The 25,193-nt window shown below is 71.2% G+C and carries 17 protein-coding genes; 9 read left to right on the forward strand and 8 right to left on the reverse strand.

Annotated elements, in window-relative coordinates:
- Positions 1-4: 4 nt before the first annotated feature.
- Entirely contained in the window at positions 5-724 is a 720-nt protein-coding gene (locus ACIA5D_RS28235) for a hypothetical protein (RefSeq protein ID WP_396033278.1), read from the reverse strand.
- An 88-nt stretch (positions 725-812) separates the two neighbouring features.
- Between ACIA5D_RS28235 and ACIA5D_RS28240 the strand changes: the two genes are divergently transcribed.
- The gene (locus ACIA5D_RS28240) at positions 813-2,342 is read left to right on the forward strand and encodes a phosphatidylserine/phosphatidylglycerophosphate/cardiolipin synthase family protein (RefSeq protein ID WP_396033279.1); all 1,530 of its coding nucleotides are present in this window, start codon (positions 813-815) and stop codon (positions 2,340-2,342) included.
- Here ACIA5D_RS28240 and ACIA5D_RS28245 read toward each other — a convergent pair.
- Both ACIA5D_RS28245 and ACIA5D_RS28250 read right to left on the reverse strand, forming a co-directional pair.
- A complete protein-coding gene (locus ACIA5D_RS28245) occupies positions 2,339-3,247 on the reverse strand; it encodes a TIGR03619 family F420-dependent LLM class oxidoreductase (protein ID WP_396033281.1) in 909 nt (302 codons plus the stop codon). The two genes, ACIA5D_RS28240 and ACIA5D_RS28245, sit on opposite strands and share 4 nt — an antisense overlap.
- Before the next feature lie 725 nt (positions 3,248-3,972).
- Positions 3,973-4,830 carry a hypothetical protein gene (locus ACIA5D_RS28250; protein WP_396033283.1) on the reverse strand — a complete coding sequence of 286 codons (858 nt, stop codon included), beginning with the start codon at positions 4,828-4,830 and terminating at the stop codon, positions 3,973-3,975.
- 206 nt (positions 4,831-5,036) lie between these two features.
- Here ACIA5D_RS28250 and ACIA5D_RS28255 point away from each other — a divergent pair, with 206 nt between their 5' ends.
- Both ACIA5D_RS28255 and ACIA5D_RS28260 read left to right on the forward strand, forming a co-directional pair.
- The gene (locus ACIA5D_RS28255; RefSeq protein ID WP_396033284.1) at positions 5,037-6,983 is read left to right on the forward strand and encodes a peptidoglycan-binding protein; all 1,947 of its coding nucleotides are present in this window, start codon (positions 5,037-5,039) and stop codon (positions 6,981-6,983) included.
- Positions 6,980-7,675, forward strand: coding sequence for a hypothetical protein (locus ACIA5D_RS28260; RefSeq protein WP_396033285.1), 696 nt, complete (start codon positions 6,980-6,982; stop codon positions 7,673-7,675). The genes ACIA5D_RS28255 and ACIA5D_RS28260 overlap by 4 nt, the downstream gene beginning before the upstream one ends.
- Here ACIA5D_RS28260 and ACIA5D_RS28265 read toward each other — a convergent pair.
- From ACIA5D_RS28265 to ACIA5D_RS28280, 4 genes are all read right to left on the reverse strand, one after another.
- Positions 7,634-10,372, reverse strand: coding sequence for an ATP-binding protein (locus ACIA5D_RS28265; RefSeq protein WP_396033286.1), 2,739 nt, complete (start codon positions 10,370-10,372; stop codon positions 7,634-7,636). The two genes, ACIA5D_RS28260 and ACIA5D_RS28265, sit on opposite strands and share 42 nt — an antisense overlap.
- Complete coding sequence (locus ACIA5D_RS28270) at positions 10,339-10,533, reverse strand: hypothetical protein (RefSeq protein WP_396033287.1); 195 nt, start codon at positions 10,531-10,533, stop codon at positions 10,339-10,341. Before ACIA5D_RS28270 ends, ACIA5D_RS28265 begins: the two co-directional genes overlap by 34 nt.
- 147 nt (positions 10,534-10,680) lie before the next feature.
- A complete protein-coding gene (locus tag ACIA5D_RS28275) occupies positions 10,681-11,901 on the reverse strand; it encodes a carbohydrate-binding protein (RefSeq protein ID WP_396033288.1) in 1,221 nt (406 codons plus the stop codon).
- 66 nt (positions 11,902-11,967) lie between these two features.
- Positions 11,968-13,701 (reverse strand): RICIN domain-containing protein, encoded by a 1,734-nt coding sequence (locus ACIA5D_RS28280; RefSeq protein ID WP_396033289.1) that lies wholly within the window; start codon positions 13,699-13,701, stop codon positions 11,968-11,970.
- Positions 13,702-13,845: 144 nt separating this feature from the next.
- Here ACIA5D_RS28280 and ACIA5D_RS28285 point away from each other — a divergent pair, with 144 nt between their 5' ends.
- The 5 genes from ACIA5D_RS28285 (at position 13,846) to ACIA5D_RS28305 (ending at position 20,088) form a co-directional block, all read left to right on the forward strand.
- Positions 13,846-14,871: a LacI family DNA-binding transcriptional regulator gene (locus tag ACIA5D_RS28285; RefSeq protein WP_396033291.1), complete on the forward strand. Its 1,026-nt coding sequence runs from the start codon at positions 13,846-13,848 to the stop codon at positions 14,869-14,871.
- Between the two features lie 79 nt (positions 14,872-14,950).
- The gene (locus ACIA5D_RS28290) at positions 14,951-16,294 is read left to right on the forward strand and encodes an extracellular solute-binding protein (RefSeq protein WP_396033293.1); all 1,344 of its coding nucleotides are present in this window, start codon (positions 14,951-14,953) and stop codon (positions 16,292-16,294) included.
- 8 nt (positions 16,295-16,302) lie between these two features.
- Positions 16,303-17,142, forward strand: a complete 840-nt coding sequence (locus tag ACIA5D_RS28295) for a carbohydrate ABC transporter permease (RefSeq protein WP_396033295.1) — start codon at positions 16,303-16,305, stop codon at positions 17,140-17,142.
- On the forward strand, positions 17,139-17,987 hold the full coding sequence (locus ACIA5D_RS28300; RefSeq protein WP_396033296.1) for a carbohydrate ABC transporter permease: 849 nt from the start codon (positions 17,139-17,141) through the stop codon (positions 17,985-17,987). Before ACIA5D_RS28295 ends, ACIA5D_RS28300 begins: the two co-directional genes overlap by 4 nt.
- Positions 17,988-17,994: 7 nt before the next feature.
- Entirely contained in the window at positions 17,995-20,088 is a 2,094-nt protein-coding gene (locus ACIA5D_RS28305; protein WP_396033297.1) for a beta-galactosidase, read from the forward strand.
- 78 nt (positions 20,089-20,166) lie between these two features.
- On the opposite strand, the gene ACIA5D_RS28310 is transcribed toward ACIA5D_RS28305, so the two are convergent.
- Positions 20,167-21,564 carry an OFA family MFS transporter gene (locus tag ACIA5D_RS28310; RefSeq protein WP_396033468.1) on the reverse strand — a complete coding sequence of 466 codons (1,398 nt, stop codon included), beginning with the start codon at positions 21,562-21,564 and terminating at the stop codon, positions 20,167-20,169.
- Positions 21,565-21,932: 368 nt separating this feature from the next.
- Here ACIA5D_RS28310 and ACIA5D_RS28315 point away from each other — a divergent pair, with 368 nt between their 5' ends.
- Positions 21,933-25,136, forward strand: coding sequence for a N,N-dimethylformamidase beta subunit family domain-containing protein (locus ACIA5D_RS28315; protein ID WP_396033298.1), 3,204 nt, complete (start codon positions 21,933-21,935; stop codon positions 25,134-25,136).
- Positions 25,137-25,193 lie beyond the last annotated feature (57 nt).

Genomic DNA, 25,193 nt, shown 5'->3' on the forward strand with positions numbered 1-25,193 from the left:
CGGATCAGCCCCATTCCTCGTCGAGAGCCTCGGCGAGCTCGAGATGATCGGCGTCGACGAGGCTCGTGTACACGGTCTGCGGCGTCAGCGGCGAGCCGGTCGGCATGCTCTCGCCGTCGTCGCTGTCGTCGCCGTCGCCGGGATAGAGGTAGCTCAGCTCGTCGGCGTCCGCGGCCGCCTGCTCGACGAGCCGGCCGAACGAGCTGAGAAGCTGCGCCACCGGGACGCCGCCGACCGTCTGCTTGCCGTACTGGCCGAGCGCGGCCTGCAGGAGGCCCTGCAGCATGTCGCGCTGGTTGGCCAGGATGATCGCCTGGGCGGCGGCGGGAGAGCCACCGGCCACCGGCGACGCGACCGCGACCGGCGCGGCCTGGGCCACCACCGCTTGCGGGGCCGGGCGCGGCACGGCTGCGGCCGGCAGCGCGCCGGCCGCGAGCGTCCCCAGCTGGGTGCCGAGCGCGGTGCCGACCGGCCCGCCGATCACCGTGCCGAGCGCGCCGCCGGCGATCGGCGCCGCGGTACGCACCACCGACGCGACCGCCGGGTCGGACAACAGCTGCCCCGCGCTGTGCCCGATCTGGTTCAGCGCCTTCGCGAAGTTGAACGCCTCCGCGGGATCCATTCCCGCCACCATCTCGGCGAGGGCGTCCTCCAGTTCCTCGTCGTCGGCGTCCGCGTACTCCTCGCGCAGCGCCTGCCGCAGGACATCGGTGTGCAGGCTCATGGGCTCCACCCCCTTTCGCCGCAGGTTAGGAAAGCCACCGTCACCGGGCCGTTCCGGCCACCACGGCGGCCGTTATAAGGTCTCGACCATGGCGTCGCTCGACGATCTCGTGGCCGGCTATCTGTCGCCCGCGGTGACGGCCCATCGCGAGAACTCGTCGGTGGAGCTCGTCGTCGACGGGCGCCACTGGATGCTGCGGATGCGGGAGCTGCTGACCTCGCTCCAGCCGGGCGATGCGGCGTACATCTGCGGTCTGCAGCTGGAACCCGAGATGGACCTGACCGGAAAGCGCGACGGCGAACCCGGCTATGAGCCGCTCGGCCGCCTGCTGGCCGGGCTCGCGAGCCGCGGGATCGACGTCCGGGTCCTGCTGGCCGGCGCGGTGGTGAGCAGCAGCATCGCCCGCCCCACGATCGGGCCGTTCCATCAGAACGTGACCTCGGCACATCGGCTGCGGCGCTGGCGCGGCCCCAAGGCCGGACCGCCGCCGCTCGCGAACCGGGTGCTGCTCGACTGGTCCGGCTCGGGCATCGGCTCCAACCACCAGAAGGTCACCCTGGTCCGGCGCGGCACCGCGATCACCGCGGCCGTCGGCGGCATCGACTACGCGGCCAACCGGGTCGACGAATCGCCGCACAACCGGCTCTCCGTGCACGGCGGGCGCTGGGGCTGGCACGACGCCGGCGCGATCATCCAGGGGCCGGCCGCCGCCGACGTCTGGCGCGTGCTCTGCATGCGCTGGAGCGGCGCGGTCAACCTGCCCCGCCGGCGGTACGTCTGGCCGGCCCTGCGCGGCCTGCAGGTGCTCAACCCGGCGAACATGCCGCCCGAGATCGCCCCGCCGCCGCCACAGGCCGCCCGCCCGGCGTCCGGCGAGGCCTGCCAGATCCTACGATCGGTCGGCCCGTGGTACATCGACTCGCTGCTGCCGTGGGAGCGGCGGCACTACAGCGACGTGGCCCCGGAAGGCGTCCACGAGGTCTACCTCACGCTGGTGCAGGCGATCAACGCCGCGCGGCGCTACGTCTACATCGAGGACCAGTACTTCCGCGAGTACCCCGGCGGCGACCGGCGCTTCGAGATGTACGCGCACCTGCGGGCGGCCGCGGCCCGCGGGGTGAAGGTGATCCTGGTCGGCTCCGGCAGCCGCGACCCGGCCGAGTCGTCGCCGCTGATCAACGCCACGGTCAACGCCGACCTGCAGAAGAAGGTCCTCGACCCGCTGCCGCAGCAGCTGCGCCGCAACGTCGGCCTCTGGCGCGTCGAGCACCTCACGGTCCACTCGAAGATCGTCATCGTGGACGACCGGTTCGCCGCGGTCGGCTCGGCGAACCTCTTCAGCCGCTCGATGGCCGGCGTCGACACCGAGCTGACGGCGGCGCTGGTCAGCACCGGCGACGCCGTCCGCGACCTGCGGGTACGGCTGTGGGCCGAGCACCTGCGCGCGCCGCTCACCGACGACCTGCGCAAGCACCTCGAAGACCTCGACCTGGCGATCGGCATCTTCCGCCCCGAGTGGCTGCCCCCGCACGCGCCGGCCGGCTCGTGGCGAACCCCCGGCATGCCGGACGGGTTCGCCCCGCTCGAGTCGGCGCTGACGCTGGTCGGACCGCCCTAACCGGCCCGCTCGCGCAGCTCGGCCATCAGCCGCAGATGGCTGTCGATACCGTCCGGCGCGACGTTGTAGAACAGCACGTGGTCGACGCCCGCCTCGCCGAGCCGCTTCAGGTCGCCGGCGATCTCGGCCGGCGATCCACCGAGGAACGGCCGGCCGTCCCCGAGCGGGTCCGCGGTGATCGGCACGTTCGCGCGGCCGATCACCGGCAGCGCGGCCGCGTCCCGGCCCAGATCGGCCGCGGCCGTCCGGAACGTGCGCACCGAGGCCGCCATCTGCTCGAGCGAGAAGGCGTTGGGGTTGAGCCCGTCGGCGATCCGCGCCGCCCTCCGCTGCCCCGCCTCGGAATTGGCGCCCATGATGATCGGCAAATGCTCCTGGACCGGCTTGGGGTTCACCTCGGAGGCCTCGATCGCGTAGAACCGCCCCTGATACTCCACCGGATCGGGCCCCCAACAGGCCCGCATCGCCGCGACCACCTCGTCGAAGCCTGCGCCGCGCCGCTTCAACGGCACGTTCGCCGTGGCGAACTCCTGCGGCATCCACCCCTGCCCTATCCCCGCGATCGCCCGGCCCCCGCTGAGCTGGTCGAGCGTCGCGTACCGCCTCGCCAGCACCACCGGCACGTGCAGCAACGCGTCCACGATGCTGGTGCCCAGCCGGATCCGCTCGGTCAGCCCGGCCACGAAACTGAGCGTCTCGAGCGGCTCGTAGGTTTCGCGATACTCCGCCGGGATGCGCTGCAAACCCCCGTCCGGTCCCGGCAGGATCTTCGCCATCGGCCGCAACAGTCTCTCGTACGTCCAGAGCGCCGCGTACCCGAGGCGCTCGGCTTCCTGGGCCACCCGCTTGATGTTCGGCACCGACGCCAGCGACCCCGACGTCGGCAGTGCCATCCCCAGTTCCACAGTCCGCTCCTCATCGTCTTTTCTCTCATGCTGCCGCATGGGCCGCCCGGCCGTGGTCCACACCCGAACGACCCATGTAGTCCACATTCGCGACACCGACGGCCAGGGCGCCCCACCTACCCCAAGGGGACGGTCGCCATGGCCAAGACGCGGAACCGGCAACGACCCGCAGCCAGTTCTTCATCACTTCCGCAGACACGCCGGCGCCTTCGCCGGCACCGCCGGCGGCGGCCACCCGAAACAGGAGCTGCTGATCAGGTCGACGGCGGTGAGCTAGAGATCATTCGGTGTCAGGTCCGGGTCCCGGCCGCGGCACCGCGACACCCGCGGGTCCCGATCCGCTCACGGGCGCTTTGCTCTGACCGGAAAATAACCTCCCGGGCGATCGGCGGCGGTGACCCTGCAGGGGGAAATCCCAGGTACGTGACCTCGACTGCTTAGGAACGGCCTGCTGCGAAGCCACCCGTGTCGCGGCCTTGAGAAAGGTTCGGGCGGTCTCGCCATGCCATTTTCATGCCTCTGTGGCGTCCCGGAGGGTCAGGTGGACTGCTCACATATACGCCCTGCACCGCTTTCATATACGCGCGCGGGGCGTCCGTGCGACCCGCGCGCGTATTGGTAAGCAAAGCAAAGTGTGCCCGAGGATGGTGCGCCGACGGTGCCGGCGCTCGAGGCGGTTCTTCACCGCGATGGCACCTGGTGGTCGCGGGTGCAGGCGGGCAGGGTTACGCGGGGCGGCGTAGTGGGATCGGGTTGTCGTCGGGCAGGACCGTCCAGACGCGGGCGACCAGCGGCGCCAGCAGCTCGGCGCAGCGGTCGGTGGCGGCCTCGCCAATGCGTTGCCACGGGCCGGCTGCCAGCCGGTCGGTGAGCGCCTCGACCCCCTCGTACGCGTCACGGCCTTCTGCCGTGACCGAACCGCCGGCCGTGAGCCACCCCCGCTTCTCCAGCCGACGCGCGGCGCCCTGCCATTCCTCGTCGGTCCAGCCGCGGGCGGGCTGGGTCACCTCGCGCAGGCGGTCGCCGTCCAGCCCCACCCGCCAGACCAGCGACTCGCAGCCGTCCACCCCGGCGGTGAGCAGCGCGGCCACGTGCCCGTCACCCCGGTGCTCGCGCAGGATCGTGGCGGCGTGCCAGAGGCGGGTGACCGGGTCGGACGGCCACGGCAGGTCCGCGTGGGCCGCGGCCAGCACGCGCCCGGGCATGTCGGCTGAACATGCCGCGGTCGCGAGCAGGTCGGCGGCGTCGGCCACGGTGGACGGCGGCAAGCCGGCGAACAGGTCCGTCAGGGCCGCCTCGGCGCCGGCGGCCCGGGCGGCGAGCGCGTTCGGTGGCGAGATGCGCGACCACACGCCGGGAAAGGCCCGGGACACCATCGCCGGCGCGAAGCCGAAGAACGCGGCGGTGACCGGGCCCGGCCCGACCGCGCCGAGCGCGGCGGCCCGTCCGGCGAAGTAGCGCCGCCAGAAGCCGGTCAGCCCGGCCGCCTCGAAGGCCTCGGCGGCCTGCGGCGTGAAGTAGGTGACGGCGTGCAGCGGCTCGAAGAGCGACCAGAGGCGGCGCGCGGTGGACGGCGTTGTCATGGTCGTAGCCAAGTGACTGCACCGCCGCCGGTCAAGAGAGAGCCGGTCAAGAGAGAGCCGGTCAAGAGAGAGCCGGTCAGGAGAGAGCCGGTCAAGAGAGAGCCGGAAGTGCGCGAAAGGCCGCCCGAACGCCCTTGGCGTGAGACCTCGCGGCGGTCGAGGCTCGTAGCAACGCCCGAACCGACCTCAATGATCGGAGGCGTGACGTGTCAGACGCCTTGGAGGGGCCGATCCCCGACCAGCGGGCTGAGCCGAAGGTTCCGGCGATCCCTACGTCCAGCCCCGAGGTCGCCGGTCCGGCCCTGCTGCAGGCCGGGGGCAACGCCGCCCTCGCCCGGCTGCTGCAGGGCGCGCCGGGGGGACCGGCCGCGGTGGCCGAACTGACCCAGCTCGCCGGCAACGCCCAGGTCGCGCGCCTCGCCGCCGCGCCACCGGCCCCGGGTGGGGCCGTGGCGGCACCGGCGGCGCCCCTTACGGCGGGGGCGCACGGCGAAGACGTCCGGGATGCGCAGATCAAGCTCAGCCGGGTGCAGGCCTCGGCGCTGCCGCTGACCGAGGACGGCCGGTTCGGCCCGCTGACCGAGGCGGCGGTGCGGACCTTTCAGACCAGTGTGGGCATCGCGCCGCCGACCGGCGTCCTCGACGCGGCCACCAAGACCCGGCTCAACGCGGCGTTCGCCGCCCTGCCGCCGGCGGCCCGCACGGCGCTCTCGTTCGGGTCCAGCGGGGCCGACGTCGCGTTCGCGCAGCAGAAGCTCAACGCGCTCGGCGCCGGCCCCCGGCTGGCCGTCAACGCGTCGTTCGACGGCGCCATGCTGGTCGCGGTGATCAAGTACGAGGTCGGGACGCTGAGCCGGTTCCCGACCGGGACCGTGGACGCCGCCATGTGGGCCGACCTCGACACGAAGGTGAAGGGCGGGTTCGTCGCGGCCGAGGGCACGAGCGCCACCCCCGTCGAGCAGAACACCCCCAGCGGGACGGCCAACTCGCTGGGCACGCAGGTCGCCGGCACCTCGCTGCACCCGGTCACCGGCGTCGGCGGGCTGACCAGCGGCCCGGCCGTGCATGAGCTTCAGCAGAAGCTCAACAAGGCCGGCGCCGCGCCCGCGCTGAAGGACGACGGGGCGTTCGGGCCGAAGACGCAGGCCGCGTTGCAGGCCTTCCAGAGTGGGCGGGTGCCGCCGCTGGCCGCGACCGGCACCGCCGACAAGGCGACCTGGGACGCGCTGGACGCGGTGGCGCCCGGGTCGACTTTCGGCGCCGTCGAGCGGCAGTGGACGGAGGTGGTCGGCGGCGCCACGTTCGGCCTGACCGGCGCGAACGCGTCGCGGTACTCGTGGGAGATCCAGAAGAACCGGATGGTGGTCACCGCGAAGGTCAACTTCGTGGGGTTGCCCGCGCCGGCCGCCTGGTTCGGGCACGTCGAGTCGGTGTGGAACCAGTACATGGGCGTCGAGACCGTGTCGAAGAAGTCGATGCCGATCGACTTCAAGATGGCGCGCGGCGCCGGCGGCGACTCCAGCACGGTCACGGTGACCGCCGGCACGGGGCGGGCCAACGCGGGCAAATGGTTCGCGGGCGACCCGAACGCGGCGACCACGATCCCGCACGAGTTCGGCCACCTGATCGGCCTGCAGGACGAATACCAGCTGCACCCCGGCGACTATGTGCGCGTCACCGGGCACGAGCCGCCGGTCGGCGACGCGACCGGGCCGGCCGTGCCGCCCGCGACGATCGCCGCCAACCTTCAGGCGGCCATGCTGGCGCGCAGCTCCGTCAACGCCCGCGCGGCGAGCGTCGGGGCCGGGGTCCGGATGGGCGCCTTCGCCCAGCAGGTCGTCGAGGCGTACGCGAAGATGCCGATCGCGACCGTGCCGGCCGTAGCCGCTGTTCCCGGGCCGCCGCCGGTGCCGGGAAAGCCCGCGGTCCCGCTCACCGGTGACCTGATCTTCGACCTCAACGCCGCGCTGCCGAGCGACAACGACCGGTACGAGACCATCCAGCGGTTCAGCTACTCCAGCGGGTCGATCATGGGCGACCCCGGCCGGGTGACCGACCCGCACGACCACGGCACGCAGCCGCGCCACATCGCCGAGTTCCTGGCTATTCTCGGCCGGGCACTGGGCGGCACCTGGGAGGCGAAGCGTCGATGATCCTGCGGCTCGTGATCGCGGACGGCAGTCAATCACCCGCCGTGGCGGAGAGCGTCGAGGTCGCCGACGACGGTGCGATCAGCGGCTGGCGCAGCGTGAGCGCCGGCGGGGTGGGCTGGTTCGCCGGGCAGCTACCGGCCGGCGAGCTGGCCGAGGTCCGCGCGCTGGTCGACGCGGTCGGTGCGGCGCCGTCGGCGATACCGCCACCGGACGCGGCGGAAGAGGTGCTGGAGCTGGAGGCGACGGGCCCGGTCGCGATCGCCGGCATCGGCGACGGCCCGGGCGACTGGGCACGACTGGCCACCGCCTCGCGACGGCTGCTCGATCGGCTGACCGATTTCCCCCGAGCCGCGGTGGCGGTGGGCCAGGGAAAGACGAACATCGCCCGGCTGGTCCATCGCGGCACCGACCCGGTGCGCGTCGACCTCGGCACGGTCGCGGTGCGGGCGACCGCGTGGCGGGGCTACTACGAACCGGCCGGCGACTGGTCGGGCATGATCGAGGGGCCGGGCGAGGTCGAGGCCGGGCCGGGGTGGACCTATGACATCCCTATCGGGATCGGCGGCGCGGGAGTCCACCTGGCCGTCGACTTCGCCATCCTGAGCGGGCCGACCCGGGTTCCCGTGCGGGCCAAGGACGAGCCGGCCCTCTCACCGCCGTCCGACGAGGTCGCCGACCTCGGTGCGAGATGAGACGCCGAGCTTCCGCAGAATGTTCGAGACGTGGACGGCGGCGGTCTTCGGTGAGATGTAGAGCCGCCGGGCCAGCTCCGAGTTGGTGAGCCCGTCGCTGATCAGCACCGCCACCTCACGCTCGCGGGGCGTCAGCGCGGCCGGGCCGGTGACGGCGTCCGCCGCGTCGGCCGGGGCCATGCCCAGCCGGGCGCGGACCTGGCCGAGCTGGGTCACCCGCCAGCCACTCCACTCGGCCAGCAGGGGCGCGGCCGCCTCGGCCTGGGCCGCGGCCTCCGCACGCTGGTCGGCCGCGAGCAGGCAGCGGGCGGCGCCGACGCGTACGCTGCCGCGGGTCGCCGGCCCCAGCACGTGGGCCTCGGCGATGGACAGATAGCCGGCCAGCGCCTCGGCGTGCCGGCCGTGCGCCTCCGCGAGCTGGGCGTCGACGAGGGTCCGGTAGGCGTCCCACACGTCGGCGTCGAGCAGCGCGGCGGCCATCTGGTCGAGCCGGGGCGCGGGCAGGCCGATCTCCAGCGCCGCGGAGATCAGGTCGTAGGCCCGTTCGCCGCTGCGCCAGTTCTCCTTGTCCAGGGCGGCCAGCAGCTCGTCGAGGGTGGCCTCGGCCAGCGGGAGGTCGGATCGGCGGCAGGCGAGGTGGAACGCGAGGCCGGGAATCGTGGTCGGCGCGTTGTTGGGCACCACCGCCAGGTCGGCGATGATCTGCTCGACCCGGTCGAGCTCGCCGGCCTCGAGGTAGAGCCCGGCGAGGAAGACCCCGTGGTAATCGGCCCAGCGGCCCCGGCGGCGGTATCCGCGGTCCTGCTCGCGTCCCTCCTCCAGCGTCGCGATCGCGACGCGCAGGTCGCCGGCCCGCACCGCGAGCCGCGCCCGGCCCTGGAAGTAGGTGGCCACCGCGAGCGACTCGAAGCCGGCCCGCTCGGCGTCGATCCGCATGCGTTCCAGGGTCTCGGCGTGCTCGGCCGGCGAGGTGGGCGGCTCGCCCTGCACCAGGTTGTTGAGGGCGTGGGCGGCCAGCACCCACTCGCCGGCCTTCTCGGCCTCGCCGACGAGCGCGGAGAGGATCTCCCGGCCGGCGGCGGCGGTCTGCGGGCGCTCGGAGAGCGTGGCGCCCTTTTCCAGCAGGGCTGCGAGGCGTACGGCCGGCAGGTCGAACTCGTCGGCCAGCGCCAGCGCGCGGTCGGCCCACAGCAGCGCGGCCTCGACCTCGTCGCGCAGGTACGACGACTGCGCGATCGCGGTCATCGCCCGCGCCTGGTCGGCCCCGGGCGGGAGCTGAGCGATCAGGGTCTCGATATCGTGCGTGAGGGCGGTCATCTCGCCGGTCTCGCGCGACTCCCAGGCGATGCGGACCAGCAGGTACAGCGATTCGGCCCGGTCGGTCGTGTCGCCGGCGAGGTCGCGCCAGCGCCTGCCGTAGCGCAGGGCGTCGTCGAGCAGGCCGGCCAGCCACGCCGCCCGGGCGGCCGCGGCCAGCAGCTCGGTGTCGTCGGGCGCCTCGTCGAGGCCCATCTCGGCCAGCTGCAGGGCCTGGTAGGCGGAGCCGATCGACAGGTAGAGCGCGGCGCCGCGGCGGGCGGCGGCGATCATGTCGTCGTACCGGCCGGCGCCGCGCGCGTGGTGGGCCACCATGGCCGGGTCGGAGGCCCCGCCGCGCAGCAGCGCCTCGAGCGCCGCCTCGTGCAGCCGGCGGCGCTGCCGGGCGAGCATCTGGTCGGCGATCGCCTCGCGCACCAGCGCGTGCCGGAACGCGAACTCGTCGTCGCCGGACTCGACCAGCACGCCCCGGGTGACCAGGTCGCGCAGCACGGCGATCAGTTCGTCCTCGCTCGCGCCGGTCACGTCGGCCAGCAGGTCGAAGGGGATGCGGTGGCCGAGCACGGCGGCCGCCTCGACGACGCGGTGGCTGACCGGCTCGAGGTCGTCGACCTGGCGGCGCAGCACGTCGGCGAGGCTCCACGGCAGCGGCTGCTCGACCAGCGCCTCCACGTCGTACCCGGGCAGCGCGCGCAGCAGCTCTTCCAGGAAGAACGGATTGCCGCCGGTGCGGTGGTGCAGCGCCGCCGCGGCGCGCATCGGCGCCGGAGCGCCGGTCGCCGCCGCCAGCATCGCCGCGGTCTGCGAGGGGGTGAGGCGATCCAGGCGTACGTGGGTGACGGCGTGCCGGCGTTCCAGCCGTGCCAGCAACCCGGCCACCGGCTGGCGGCGCGACACCTCGTCGGGCCGGTACGTGCCGAGGAGCAGCCGGGCCCCGCGCTGGTCGGCTATCCGCTCGAACAGCGCCGCGCTTTCCGAGTCGGCCCAGTGCAGGTCTTCGAAGACGATGACCGCGGGGGAGTCGCCGACCAGGTCGGCCAGGATCGCCAGGCCGGTGTGCAGGCGCTCGACCGGGCTGCGTGTCGGGTCGGTGAGGGCCGCCAGCTGCTCGTCGTCGATGTCGGGGCGGCCGTCGATGGCGTCGAGCAGCACTTCGTACGGCCGTGACAGCGACCCGGGCTCGGCCTGCCCGACCAGCACCACGGTCTCGGCCGGGAGGGTGGCCAGCAGCTCGTGCACGAGCCGGGTCTTGCCGATGCCGGGCTCGCCCGCGATGATCGCCACCGCCGGCTCACGCGACGAAGCGAGCCGCGCCAACCGGCGCAGCTCGCTCTCCCGCCCGATCATCACCGGGCTGGCACCGCCGCGGAAGGTTCGCACGACGCCAGCGTACCGGTGGGCCGTCCGCGGACCGCTGGGCTTTTCCGGGCCTTGCGGGCCTGGCGGGCGCTGTTGAGCAGATGCCGCTTCTCGTTCTCGGCGATCAGCTCGCGGTGCCGCTCGTTCGCGAGGGTCAGCATCAGGTCTGCGTGGATCAACATGGCTTGTCTCCTTGTCAACTGGTGATGTATCCATCCTCGGTTGACGGGCGACCTGCCACATCGGAAGGTATTGCCTATCTTCGCTGCTCAGGGTGGTTTAGGAGGGGTGCGTAGGCGGCCTAGGTATACCTAGACCGCCCCGGTGGATCAGCCGTTGTAGGCGGCGAAGATGCGGCTGAACTCGTACGGCTGCTGGGAGATGTTGGTGCACATGTAGAGGGCTCCGGTGCAGGCGTTCTTGTCCCGGCCGAGCTCCCAGAAGCTGAGCATGCCGAGGTGTTTGCCCTGCGCGAAGGTGACCAGCTGGCGGGCGTCCGCCTGGTCGTAGATGTGGCCGTCGTCGTTCTGCCCGAGCATCGGCGTGACGCCGACCATCTTCCAAACCTGAGCATCCGTACGGCCGGAGTACAGCCCCTTGAGTTGGTTGAAGGTCGAGTTGGCCGCGTCGACGGCGAAGTTGCCGTAATCGCCGGTGCGGTAGTAGTCCATCGCCATGACGTTGACCAGATCCACGGTGACGCCGGCGTCGCGGGCCGAGCGGACCACGTTGAGCCCGTCGGCGGTCAGGCCCTCGGGCAGCACCGGCAGCGTGAACGACACCCGCAGCCCCGGGTTGGCCCGCTGCAGGGCGGCGAGCGCCTGCGAACGCCGGTTGACCGAGGTGGGGTCGGCGGTGGCGCTGCCCTCGATGTCGAGGTCGATGAACTTCAGGTTGTAGGCGCTGACCACGGCCTGGTACTCGGCCTGCAGCGCCGCCACGCTGCCGCACGCCTGCGCCAGCTCGATGCCCGTGGCCCCGCCGAACGAGATCTTCACGTCGCCGCCGCGGGCGCGCACCGCGTCGATCTGGTCCCGCGCCCAGCCCTGCCGCGGGTCGTACGCGTTGAACCACATCGCCTTGCAGGCGGAGGCGGTGATGAACGCCAGCGTGACGTTCTTGAGGTTGCCGCTGCTGACCATGGTGGGCAGGCTCGGCGTCGGCCAAGCGCCCATGTCGACGTACGGGGCGTGCGCCAGTCCGCCGGTGGTGGGCGGCGGCGAAGTGGGGGGCGTGGTCGGGGGAGTGGTGGGCGGCGTGGTGGGCCCGCTGCAGGTGCCCAGGTCCTCCCAGAGCGAGGCCGCCGCGACGGGATTCCACCCGGCGCCGACCGGCGGGGTGTGCGCGACCCGGGCCCGGTAGAGCCGCCCGTTGTAGGTCACCTGAGCCCCGGCGGCGTAGCTGGTGCCCTCGGCCCAGGCCGGGGCCGAACAGGCCACCATCACCACCGCGCCCGAGGGCGCGGCGGCGAAGGCGGGCGACGTCACGATTCCCGCCGCGATGGTCAAAGCGCCCACGGCCAGCGCCACCCAGCGGTGCGAATGCCTCATCGCATCTCCTTCAGCTCGAACGATTTCATCGAGCCTGATGGATGAAGCAACAAACTGTCAACACTCTTAATAGTTAAGCTTCCACTCCTGGGATCCATCGGTCCGGACGGTCTGCAGAGTCAGCGGCGCGCCGGCGGTCAGATAGAGGCTGGGGTTGGCCGCGGACTGGAAGCGGCTGTATCCGCCGGACGTGGCGATCACCTTCCAGAGGCCGTCCGGCGTGTCGTCGACCCACTGACCGATGCGCTGGCCCGCGGTGGCGGCGCCGGTCCAGATGGCGGCGGCCCGGCCGCCCGACTTGTTCAGCAGGGTCGCCGCGCCGTCCGGCTTGGTGACCAGATGCCACAGCTGCGTGCTCGATCCGGTGGCGTTCTCGGTGGCCACGTCGGGGACGTCGCCGTTGCCGATGTTCGCGTCGTTCGTGTGGTTGCCGGTGCCGATGACCTGACCGGTCAGACGGTTGGCGACCTGGTAGTAGGCGCCGGCCGAGTTGCCCAGGTCCAGGTCGGCGTAGACGATCGTGGACTGGCCCTTGTTGCTGATGATCGAGATGCGGCCGGTGCGCTGCACGTACGTGAGGTTGCGGCTGTAGCCCGCCCCGACGGTGGTCTGGTATTCGGTCCACGCGCCATCGCTGCGGCCGCTCGCGTTCACCCAGACGTTGCCGCTGCCGCCCGCGTTGTAGACCAGCCGGCCGTCGGGCAGCCTGATGATCACCGGGCTCCCGCCCTGTGCGAGGGGGTGCGATCCCGCGCTGACCGGCAGAGTGCTGATGCCGGTGCCGGCGGCGCCGCCGACGGTACGGAACGCCAGCGGGTCGGCGGAGATCTTGTAGCGGACGTTGTCGCCGCCGCCCCAGTACTCGTAAGTGATGATCCATTTGCCGTCGGTGGTCGGCACGACGTTGGTCATGCCCGGCCGGCCGCCGCCGATCGTGCCGGTTCCGGTGCCGGTCACGTCGATGACCGGATCGCTCCAGTTCGCACTGGTCCCGTCCCAGGTGCGGTGGGCGAGGAACTGGAAGTCGGGGTCCACCGCCGTGCCGTTGTCGGAGTACTCGTTCTCATCCGAGTAGTAAGCGACGATTCGCCCCTGGTACACCATCAGGTACGGCTCCCAGACGGGATCGATCTGGCGATAGGTGTTCGCCGCGGCGACGTTCTGTCCCGGCGCGCCCGCGCCGCCGCCCTGCCATCCGCCGGTGGTGATGATGTTGCGGATCGTCCAGTTGCTGCCACGGTCGGTGCTGGCGTACAGCGCGATGGCGACGTCCTTGCGGTCGCCGTCGTTCGTCGGCGTCCAGGTCGGGTCGGCTGCCTTGCGCTCCAGGTAGTAGTAGTCCTCGCCCGAGACCACCGAGGCGAGCAGCAGGGTGCCGGCCGCGAGATTCCCGACCCGCTGGGGCAGGGCGTAGAGATACGGATTGGTCCAGTTGCTGGTGTACTTCGCGTACTTCGGGTCGGCCGACAGATAGGCCGGCGCCTTGATCTCGGACAGCGCCTGCCAGGTGGTGCCGTCGTCGTCGCTGGCGTAGACCGGCAGGGTCTCGCCCACGGCGCCCCCGCTGGCCGGCACGACAGTCGCCTTCTCGAACGAGGCGACCAGGCGGCCGTCCGGCAGTTGCGCCGCCTTCGGATAGATGGCGCAGTTGCCGCGCCCCTTCAGGCATGCCTGCGTGCTCGGCAGTTGGTAGATGGTGCCGCCGGTGGGCGCGTACGCCGTCGCAACGGCGGACGGCAGCAGCATCAGCGCGGTAGCGGCGAGCGCCACCGCGACGATCCGCCGAGGTTTCGGATCCATGACTTCTCCTGGGATCGAAGGATCAGGGCGGGGAGTACTTCGATGTCTACGTAGTCATTTCGCAGAAGTCAAGGGCTTGACGAGACGGCAACGACTACGTAGACATAGCAACGACTACGTAGTCATCACACGACGGGGGAGACCATGGCGGAAACGAGCAGGCGGCGAGCGGGCGGCACCGATGTCGCCCGGCTCGCCGGCGTCTCGCAGAAGACGGTGTCGCGCGTCTTCAACGACGAGCCGAGCGTCACCGAGGAGACCCGGGAGCGGGTGCTCGCCGCAGCGCGGCAGCTCGGCTACCGGCCGAACGGCGCGGCCCGGGCCCTGCTGACCGGCCGGCACTACCGCATCGGCGTGGTGTCGCTCGGCACCGCGCACTTCGGACCGTCGTCGCTGCTCGTCGCGCTCGAGCGGGCGGCCCGGCGGATCAGCTATTCGCTCAGCGTCGCCAACTCGTTCGAGGAGGACGCCACCGGGCTCAAGGCCGCGGTCGACAACCTGCTCGTCCAGGGCGTCGACGCGATCATCCTGTCCGAGCCGGTCGACGACGAGGGCGGCGAGGCGCTGGTCATCGACGTGCCGGTGCTGACCCTCGGCGCGACGCCGGTCGTGCACGCACCCACCGTGCTGTCCGTGCGAGCGGCCGAGGGCGGCGACGCGGCCGCCGAGGTGACCCGGTACCTGCTCGGGCTCGGGCACCGGACCGTGCACCACATCGCCGGGCCGTCGCGCTGGTGGGCGGCCCGCGAGCGCCGGCAGAACTGGCACGACACCCTGGCCGCGGCCGGCGCCGTCGTGCCGCCGGAGCTCACCGGCGACTGGACCGCGCGCAGCGGCTACGAGCAGGGTCTGGTCCTCGCGCGCGACCCGGAGGTCACGGCGATCTTCGCGGCGAACGACGAGATGGCCATCGGCGTCATCCACGCCCTGCACGAGACCGGCCGCGACGTGCCCGGCGACGTGAGCGTCGTGGGCTTCGACGACATCCCGATCGCGGCACACGTGTGGCCCTCGCTGACCACGGTCGGCTCGGACAACGCGGAACTGGCCGAGGTCGGGCTGCGGTACCTGACCGATTTCCTCAACGACCCCGGTCACGTGCCCCCGGCGCCGCCCAAGCACGTGCACCAGATGGTGATCCGCAACTCGACGGCAAGGCCGTCCCCATAGAGAGAAGCCGCCACCGCCAGGCCCTCCGGCTGCGAACCCGGGCCGGCGGCGGCGGCCGACTGACACGGAGGAGCACCCCATGTCACGCAAAGTTTCCCACTGGCGACTACTGGCCGCGGCGGCGGCCCTGACCCTGGCCGCCTGCTCCGGCACCGACGCCGCCTCGACAAAGTCCCAAGAGACAGCCAGTCAGGCCGACATCGACAAGGCCATGACCACCCCGACCACCCTGACCTTCTGGACCTGGGTTCCGAACATCGACCAGGAAGTCGCGCTGTTCCAGAAGAAGTACCCCGCCATCAAGGTCGACGTCGTCAACGCCGGCCAGGGCGCCGACGCGTACACGAAGCTGCGCACGGCGCTGAAGGCCGGCTCGGGCAGCCCGGACGTGGCGCAGATCGAGTACCAGTACATCCCGACGTTCTCGATCACCAAGAGCCTCGTCGACCTGCGCCCGTACGGCGCGGAGGCCACCAAGGACAAGTTCGTCGACTGGACCTGGAGCCAGGTGACCGGCCCGGGCGGCGAGATCCTCGCGTACCCGCAGGACACCGGCCCGATGGGCATGCTCTACCGGGCCGACCTGTTCGAGAAGTACGGCATCGCGGTGCCGAAGACCTGGGACGAGTTCGCCGCGGCCGCCCGCAAGCTGCACGCCGCGAACCCGAAGATCTACCTCACCAACATGTCGGCCAACGAGGCGGCAGGCTGGCACGGCCTCATATGGCAGGCCGGCTCCAAGCCGTACACGGTCGACGGCACCACCGTGGGGCTGGCGGTCGACGACGCCGCCTCCAAGAAGGTCGCCGACTACTGGGGCGGCCTGGCCAAGGAAGGCGTGGTCTCCACCGACCCCGACTTCACCGACAACTGGTACCAGGGCTTCACCAACGACAAGTACGCCACCTGGATCACCGCGGCCTGGGCGCCGGCCTTCCTCGGCGGCAGCGCCAAGACGACCGCCGGCAAGTGGCGCGCGGCGCCGCTGCCGCAGTGGGATGCGGGCAAGCAGGTCTCCGGCAACTGGGGCGGCTCCACCAGCGCGGTCATCCAGGGCACCAAGAACCCGATCGCCGCGGCCAAGTTCGCCGAGTTCCTCAACACCGACCCCGAGACCACGAAGATGTTCAACACCGTGCAGAACTTCTTCCCGGCGACCAAGGCCCTGCTGGCCGACCCGTCGTTCGCCGGGCAGCAGAACGACTTCTTCGGCGGCCAGGCGGTCAACGGGGTGTTCGCCGAGATCAGTGGCACCGTCGACAGCGCCTGGCAGTGGCCGCCGTTCCTCGACCAGTCGGTGAAGGACTGGACCGAGACGGTCGGCACGGCCCTCGCCGACAAGGGCGACGCCCCGGGCGCGACCGGTCAATGGCAGCAACGGCTCACCTCGTACGCCAAGGACCAGGGGTTCACGGTGAAATGAGCGGTGCGATGACCAAGCGGGCCGGGTACGTCTTCGTCGCCCCCTTCCTGATCTTCTTCGTCCTGCTCTTCCTGCTCCCGCTGGGCTACGCCGGCTACCTGAGCCTGTTCAAGGACCAACTGGTCGGCGGGACGGTCTTCGCCGGTCTCGCCAACTACACCCGGGCGCTGACCGACCCGCAGCTCATGCAGGGCGTCCTGCGGGTCGGGCTGTTCTTTCTGATCCAGGTCCCGGTCATGCTGGCGATCTCGCTCGGCGCCGCGCTGGCCATCGACAGCGGGCTGCTGCGCGCCGCCCGGGTCTTCCGGCTCGGTGTCTTCATCCCCTACGCCGTGCCCAGCGTCGTGGCGGCGCTGATGTGGGGCTACCTCTACGGCCCGAGCTTCGGGCCGCTCTCCCGGTTCGGCGTCGACCTGCTGACCGGCAACCTGATGCTGCCCGCGCTCGGCAACATCGTCACCTGGGAGTTCGCCGGATACAACATGATCATTCTGTACGCGGCGCTGCGCACCGTCCCGGCCGAGCGCTACGAGGCGGCCGCGGTCGACGGCGCGAGCCCACTGCGGACCGCCTGGCACATCAAGCTCCCGGCGTTGCGGCCGGCGCTGCTGCTGTGTCTCGTCTTCTCGGTCATCGGCAGCTTCCAGCTGTTCGCCGAGCCCAATCTCATCCAGCGGCTCGCGCCCAACGTCATCCACTCCTCCTACACCCCGAACCTGTACGCCTACAGCCTCGCCTTCACCTCGCAGCAGGTGAACTACGCGGCCGCGGTCTCGTTCCTGCTCGGCTTCGTGATCCTGGTCGTGTCGTACGCGGTGCTGCTGACCGCCAACCGGAGCCGCCGATGAACCGCCGCAGCACGGTGCTGACCCTCGGCATGGGCGCCGTGCTCATCTACTTCCTGTTCCCCCTGTTCTGGCTGGTGGTCGCGGCCACCAAGACCACCGGCGACCTCTTCTCGACCTTCGGCCTCTGGTTCGGCCACGACTTCTCGCTGTTCGGCAACATCCGCGAGACCTTCACCCACAACCACGGCGAGTACGCCCGATGGATGGCCAACACCCTGGTGTACGCGACGGTCAGCGCCGTCGGCGCGTCCGCGCTGGCCACCTTCGCCGGCTACGGCTTCGCCCGCTACACCTTCCGCGGCCGGGGAGCGCTGCTCGGCCTGGTGCTCGGGACGATCATGGTGCCGACCACCGCCCTGGCGATCCCGACCTACCTGCTGTTCAGCAAGGCCGGCCTGGTCGACACCCCGTGGGCGGTGATCCTGCCGTCGTTGGTCAGCCCGTTCGGCCTGTTCCTCATGTGGGTCTACGCCCGCGACGCCGTCTCCGACAGCGTCCTCGAGGCGGCCCGCATCGACGGCGCGGGCGAGCTCGCCATCTTCTTCCGGGTCACCCTGCGCAGCCTCGGCCCGGGCTTCGTCACCGTGCTGCTGTTCACGCTCGTCGCGACCTGGAACAACTACTTCCTGCCGCTGATCATGCTCAACGACCCGAGCTACTACCCGATCACCGTCGGCCTCAGCTCCTGGTCGGCCCAGGCCGTCGGCGGCAGCGGCGCCAACGCCGATCTGCTCGCCTGCGTCGTCACCGGCTCCCTGCTCTCGATCATCCCGCTCATCGCAGCCTTCGTCCTGCTGCAGCGCTACTGGCAGTCCGGCCTCTCCGCCGGCGCCGTCAAGGAATAGGAGAACCATGCCCGTCCTGTTCGGTGCGGCCTATTACCACGAGTACCGGCCCGCCATCTCACTGGAAGGGGACCTCGATCTGATGGCCGAGGCCGGGTTCACTGTCATCCGGGTCGGCGAGTCGGTGTGGTCCACTTGGGAGCCGTCGAACGGCGCCTTCGAGCTCGACTGGTTGCAGCCGGTGCTCGACGGCGCGCGCGCACGGAACATTTCCGTCATCCTGGGCACGCCCACCTACGCCGTACCCCCGTGGCTTTTCCGGATTTATCCAGAAATAGCGGGTGAGCGAGGCACCGGGCAGCGGATCCCGTGGGGCGCCCGCCAGGAAGTCGACTTCACCCATCCCGCGTTCCGCTTCCACGCCGAACGGGTCATCCGGGCGGTCGTCGGCCGCTACGCCACGCATCCGGCCGTGATCGGTTTCCAGGTCGACAACGAGCCCGGCCTCGAGCTCCTGCACAACGAGGGCGTGTTCCAGCGCTTCGCCGACGACCTGCGGCAGCGTTACGAAACTGTCGAGCGGCTCAACGCGGAGTGGGGGCTGGTCTACTGGTCGCATCGGCTTTCCACCTGGGCCGATCTGTGGCGGCCCGACGGCAACGCGCAGCCGCAGTACGAGCTGGCCTGGCGTCGCTTCCAGGCGCGCCAGACCGACGAGTTCATCGCGTGGCAGGCCGCGATCGTCCGCGAATACGCCTCGGCTTCGCAATTCATCACCACCTGCATCGCGTACGACCGCCCGGCCGTCGACGACCGCACGATGACCGTGGCCCTGGACGTCACGGCGGGCAACGCGTACTACGTCATGCAGGACGGCCTGGCCCGCCCCGACACCCGTACGCCCACCCAGACCTGGACCGCCGACGGCGTCTGGGCCCTGTATCTGACCGGCGACCGGATGTACTCCTCCCGCCAGGAGCAGTTCCTGGTCACCGAGACCAACGCCTCCTCGATCGGCTTGTCCTGGGACAGCCGCCCTGCGTACGACGGGCAATGGCGTCAGGCCGCGTGGGCGCTGGTCTCCCGCGGCGCCCGTATGATCGAGTACTGGCACTGGCACACGCTGCCCTTCGGCGCCGAGACCTACTGGGGCGGCATCCTCCCGCACAGCGGGCAACCCGGCCGCACCTACCGTGAGCTGGCCCGGCTCGGCGCCGAACTGATCCGGGCCGGCGACCTGCTCACCGGCCTGGCGCCCGACGCCGACGTGGCCGTGGTCATCGACGTCGCGAGTCGCTGGATCATGCAGAAGCACCCGGCCCTGTCCCACCCGGACGGCACTCCCGACGAGCGCGCCTACCAAGGACTGGTCGAGCCCTTCTATCGCGGCGCTTTCGACGCCGGCCTCCAGACGCGCGTCCTGCACGCCGCCCAACTGCCCGACGTCGCCGGCGCGGTCCGCCAGTTCCCGATTCTCATCGCGGCCGGTCTCTACCTCGCCGGCGACGAGACCCTCGACTGGCTGCGCCACTATGCCGAGGCGGGCGGGCACCTCATCCTCGGCCCCCGCACCGGCTATGCCGACCGGGAGGCCCGCGCCCGCACCGACCGGATGCCGGCCCGCCTCGCCGAGGCCGCCGGTGTCTGGTACGACGAGTTCAGTAACCTCCGCACGCCCATCGAGGTGACCGCCGACGCGGAACAGCTCGCCGGCGCCGAGGGCGCCACCGCGACCCGCTGGATCGACGGCCTGAACACCGAGGGCGCCACCGTCCTCGCCACCTACCACCACCCGCATTTCGGGCGCTGGCCCGCCGTCACCACCAACGCCGCCGGCCGCGGCCGGATCACGTACGTCGGCACCGTCCCCGACCCGAAGCTGGCCGAGGCCGTCCTGCGCTGGGCGAGCGCCGGCCGCGCCGGCGCCTGGTCCGGCCTGCCCGCGACCGTCACCGGCACCGGCGCCCGGACGGCCGACGGCCGGCGGCTGCGCTTCCTGCACAACTGGTCGTTCGACGCCGCCCGTGTCACGGCGCCGGTCGACTGCCGCGATGTGCTCAGCAGCGAGCCCGTGCCGGCCGGAGGCGACATCGAGCTCGCGAGCTGGGACGTCCGCGTCCTCGTCGAGGAGGAGGTTATTCGAACAGCTTGGCCGCGGTGATCAGGGTCTGCACGATGCCGTAACCGAGCAGCACGGCCACCAGCAGCCACGAGACCAGCAGGCGGATCGACTGGGCGCTCACGCGGCAGCCTCCTTCTCGAGGGCGGTCACGGTGCCGGGCGGCTCGTGGTAACGATCCGGGACCGGGCGGATCAGCAGGTTGGCGACGAAGCCGATGGCCAGCACGCCGACCATCGTGAACAGGGCCGGCTGGTAGGCGGCCGCGGTCAGGGTGCCGGGCTTGCCCTGCGCGTCGAGGAAGCCGTTGATGATCAGCGGCCCGGCGATGCCGGCCGCGGACCAGGCGGTCAGCAGCCGCCCATGGATCGCGCCCACCTGGTAGGTGCCGAAGAGGTCGCGCAGGTAGGCCGGCACCGTGGCGAAGCCGCCGCCGTAGAACGACAGGATCAAGCCGGCCAGCACCACGAACAGCGCGGTCGCCGCGTCGCCGACCGTCGCCAGCAGCAGGTACAGGATCATGCCGACGCCCAGGTACATCATGTAGATCGGCTTGCGGCCGATCAGGTCGGACGTCGACGACCAGGCGAACCGGCCGGCCATGTTGAACAGCGACAGCACGCCCACGAAGCCGGCGGCCGCCGAGACGCTGACGCTCGAGACGCCGTCGACCCGGAAGAAGTCCTGGATCATCGGGCTGGCCTGCTCGAGGATGCCGATGCCCGCGGTCACGTTGCAGAAGAGCACAACCCACAACAACCAGAAGCTTCGCGTACGGAGGGCGCTCGCGGCCGACACATTCGCGGTCGTGACCAGGGGCTTCTCCGCCACCGTAGACGGATCCCAGCCGGCCGGCCGCCACCCCGGCGCGGGCACCCGGATGTTCGCGACCCCGAACATCATGATCAGGAAGTACACGATGCCGAGCGTGAGGAACAGCAGCACCAGCGCCCGGCCGTCGGCGACCGAGGTGGCCACGTTCGGGTCGTAGTCCGGGTCGTACGCGGAAAGAAGCTGCCGTGAAGCGGGACTGGCGATCAGAGCGCCACCACCGAAGCCCATGATGGCGAGCCCGGTTGCCAGGCCGGGCCGATCGGGGAACCACTTGATCAGCGTGGATACCGGCGAGATGTAGCCGATGCCGAGCCCGATTCCGCCGATCACGCCGTAGCCGAGGTAGACCAGCCACAGCTGTTTGGTGCCGATGCCGAGCGCCGAGACCAGGAAGCCGGACGCCCAGAAGCAGGCGGAGACGAACATGGCCTTGCGCGGCCCGTTCGACTCGACCCACGTGCCGGCCACCGCCGCCGAGAGTCCCAGCATCACGATGGCGATGCTGAAGATGATGCCGATCGCCGTCTGACTGGCGTCGAATTGCTGGATGAATGAGTTCTTGTAAACGCTGGTCGCGTAGACCTGGCCGATGCACAGATGCACGGCGAGCGCTGCGGGCGGGATCAGCCACCGGCTGTATCCCTCGGGCGCGATGGTGTGCTTCCGGTCGAGCGCGGTTAGCAGGGACACCCGGGCCTCCCAAACCCTCGTAGGGTATTGAAGACCATCATCATCCCCGGCATCCCGCCCGGCAACAGCTGAGCCGGCGCGGACGATCAGGTCTACGGCGACCGGCGGGACGGGGAAATCCCCTGATCAGCCGGTGTTTCGCTCCGGGTGGCACAAGATCATGCCGCTGACCGGGCTGATTAGTTACGCAGTTCGCCCAGGCGTGTCGACCCTGTCGCCTGGCCGACAGATACTGCGTCGCAGTCTCCACAAGATTTACCCAGGTGCTTTCGGATGACATCACCGCGGGCCGGGTCGCCTGTCCCGACTCACTTCACCGACGGCCGCAACGCTCGGGCGTGAGCGGCGGGGAGGCGATTCCCGTGCGTTACTTCAGGACTTTCCGGTGGCGGGCGCTGCTGGTGCTCACGCTCGTCGTGGCGGGCCTCTCGCTGCCCGGTGCCGGACCGGCCGCCGCGGCTGATGCGTGCACGCCGCTGATCAACCCGATCGCGTGCGAGAACAGCAAGACCGGCACGCCGAAGGCCACGTGGGACGTCTCCGGCTCGGGAAGCGCGGCGCTGCAGGGCTTCGCCACCCAGATCAGCGTCAACGTGGGCCAGACGGTCAGCTTCAAGATCAAGTCCTCGGCCTCGTCGTACCGGGTGGACATCTACCGGATGGGCTACTACGCCGGAAACGGCGCACGGCTCATCACCTCGGTCAATCCGGTCGGCCAGCAGAACCAGCCGGACTGCCTGAGCCAGGCGAGCACCGGCCTGGTCGACTGCGGCAACTGGGTGGTCTCGGCCTCGTGGCCGGTGCCGTCGACCGCGGTCTCCGGCATCTACTTCGCCCGGCTGGTCCGCACCGACGGCACGTCCGGCGCGAGCCACATCCCGTTCGTGGTGCGCGACGACTCCAGCCACTCCGGCGTCGTCTTCCAGACCTCCGACTCGACCTGGCAGGCCTACAACACGTACGGCGGCAACAGCCTCTACGTCGGCTCGCCGGTCGGCCGCGCGTACAAGATCAGCTACAACCGGCCGATCACCACCCGCGGCACCGGCCCCGAGGACTTCGTCTTCAACGCCGAGTACCCGATGGTCCGGTGGCTCGAGTCCAACGGCTACGACGTCAGCTACATCGCGGGCGTCGACGCCGACCGCAGCGGCGCGCTGCTGACGAACCACAAGGCGTTCCTGTCGGTCGGCCACGACGAGTACTGGTCGGGCCAGCAGCGGGCCAACGTCGAGGCCGCCCGCGACGCCGGCGTCAACCTCGCCTTCCTCAGCGGCAACGAGGTGTTCTGGAAGACCCGCTGGGAGAACTCCACCGACGGCTCGAACACGGCGTACCGCACGATGGTCTGCTACAAGGAGACCCACGCCAACGGCAAGATCGACCCGACCGCGGCCTGGACCGGCAGCTGGCGCGACCCGCGGTTCAGCCCGCCGGCCGACGGCGGCCGCCCCGAGAACAGCCTGACCGGCACCATCTTCAAGGTCAACGCCGGCACGGTGAACCTCCAGGTGCCGGCGGCCGACGGCAAGATGCGGCTCTGGCGCGGCACCACCGTGGCCACCCAGGCCGCCGGCGCCACCGCCACCCTCGGCTCCGGGACCCTCGGCTACGAGTGGGACGACGACGAGGACAACGGCGCCCGCCCGCGCGGCCTGATCAAGCTCTCCACCACGAGCGCCTCCGGCCTCGACGTGCTGCAGGACTACGGCACCACGTACGCCACCGGCAGCGCCACCCACAACCTGACGCTGTACCGCGCGCCCAGCGGCGCCCTGGTGTTCGGCGGCGGCACCGTGCAGTGGTCGTGGGGCCTCGACAGCAACCACGACCGCGGCTCGGGCGCGGCCAGCACGCCGATGAAACAGGCCACCGTCAACCTGCTCGCCGACATGGGCGTGCAGCCGGGCACCCTGCAGTCGGGCCTGACCGCGGCCACCGCCTCCACCGACACCGTCGGCGCGACCGCCGCCATCACCGCACCGGCCGCCGGCGCGACCGTGCAGTCCGGCTCGGCGACCACCATCTCCGGCACCGCGACCGACACCGGCGGCGGTGTGGTCGGCGGCGTCGAGGTGTCCACCGACAACGGCGCCACCTGGCACCCGGCCACCGGCCGCGCCACCTGGACCTACACCTGGGTTCCCGGCACGGTGGGCTCGACGACGATCCGGGTGCGGGCCACCGACGACAGCGGCAACGTCGGCGCGGACACCACCCGCGCCGTCACGATCGGCGCCCGCAGCTGCCCGTGCAGCATCTGGAGCTCGGGCATCACTCCGGACACCCCGGCCGACCCGGACGGCAGCGCCACCGAGATCGGCATCCGGTTCCGTACGGACGTCGCCGGCACCGTGAGCGCGATCCGCTTCTACAAGAGCAGCACCAACACCGGCACCCACGTCGGCCACCTGTGGACGAACTCGGGCACCCAGCTGGCGAGCGTCACGTTCAGCGGCGAGTCGGCGTCGGGCTGGCAGCAGGCCAACCTGTCCACGCCGGTGGCGCTGGCCGCGAACACGACCTACGTCGTCTCCTACTACGCGCCCAGCGGTCACTACGCCGGGGACACGAGCTACTTCGCCACCCAGGGCGTCGACAACGCCCCGCTGCACGCGCTGCGGGACGGCCAGGACGGCGTCAACGGCATCTACCGGTACGGCACGGGCTTCCCGACCGAGTCCTGGCTGAGCGCCAACTACTACGTCGACGTGGTCTTCAACCCGGGCAGCGCCCCGGCCGACACGACGCCGCCGACCGTCACGGTGAAGTCGCCGGACGCCGGCGCGACCGGGGTGTCGACCGGGACCACGGCGGCCGCCACGTTCAGCGAGGCGGTGCAGAGCGGCACGATCGCCATGACCCTCAAGAACGCGGCCGGCACGACGATCGCCGGCTCGGTCGGGTACGACTCCGGCACGAACAAGGCGACGTTCACGCCCACCTCCGCGCTCGCCGCGAGCACCACGTACACGGTGACCGTCAGCGGCGCGAAGGACCTGGCCGGCAACACGATGACCAGCACGTCCTGGTCGTTCACCACCGCGGCCGCCACGCCGCCGCCGACCGGCGCCACGTACACGGTCTGGCCCACCACGGCCACCCCGGGCACGCCGGCCGACTCGGACACCTCCGCGGTCGAGCTCGGCATGCGGTTCCGGTCCGACGTCGCGGGCCAGGTCACCGGCATGCGCTTCTACAAGGGCAGCGGCAACACCGGCACGCACGTCGGGCACCTGTGGAGCTCGACCGGCACGTTGCTGGGCACGGTCACCTTCAGCGGTGAGTCGGCCACCGGCTGGCAATCCGCGACGTTCGCGACGCCGGTGAACGTCACCGCCGGCACCACGTACATCGTTTCTTATTACGCGCCGGTCGGCCGCTACGCCGCCGATTCCGGCTACTTCGCGAGCAGCGGGGTCGACAACGGCCCGCTGCACGCCCTGCGGGACGGCGCCGACGGCGCCAACGGGCTCTACCGGTACGGGGCCGGCGGCGGATTCCCCACCGACAGCTGGGAGTCCAGCAACTACTGGGTCGACGTCACCTTCAAGTCGGCCACCTGAGGAGGGTTCAGCTTTGCGACATTCGAGAATCCGGCCTCGGCGAATTCTTACGGCGCT

Source organism: Actinoplanes sp. NPDC051513 (assembly GCF_044454685.1).
GTDB lineage: Bacteria > Actinomycetota > Actinomycetes > Mycobacteriales > Micromonosporaceae > Actinoplanes.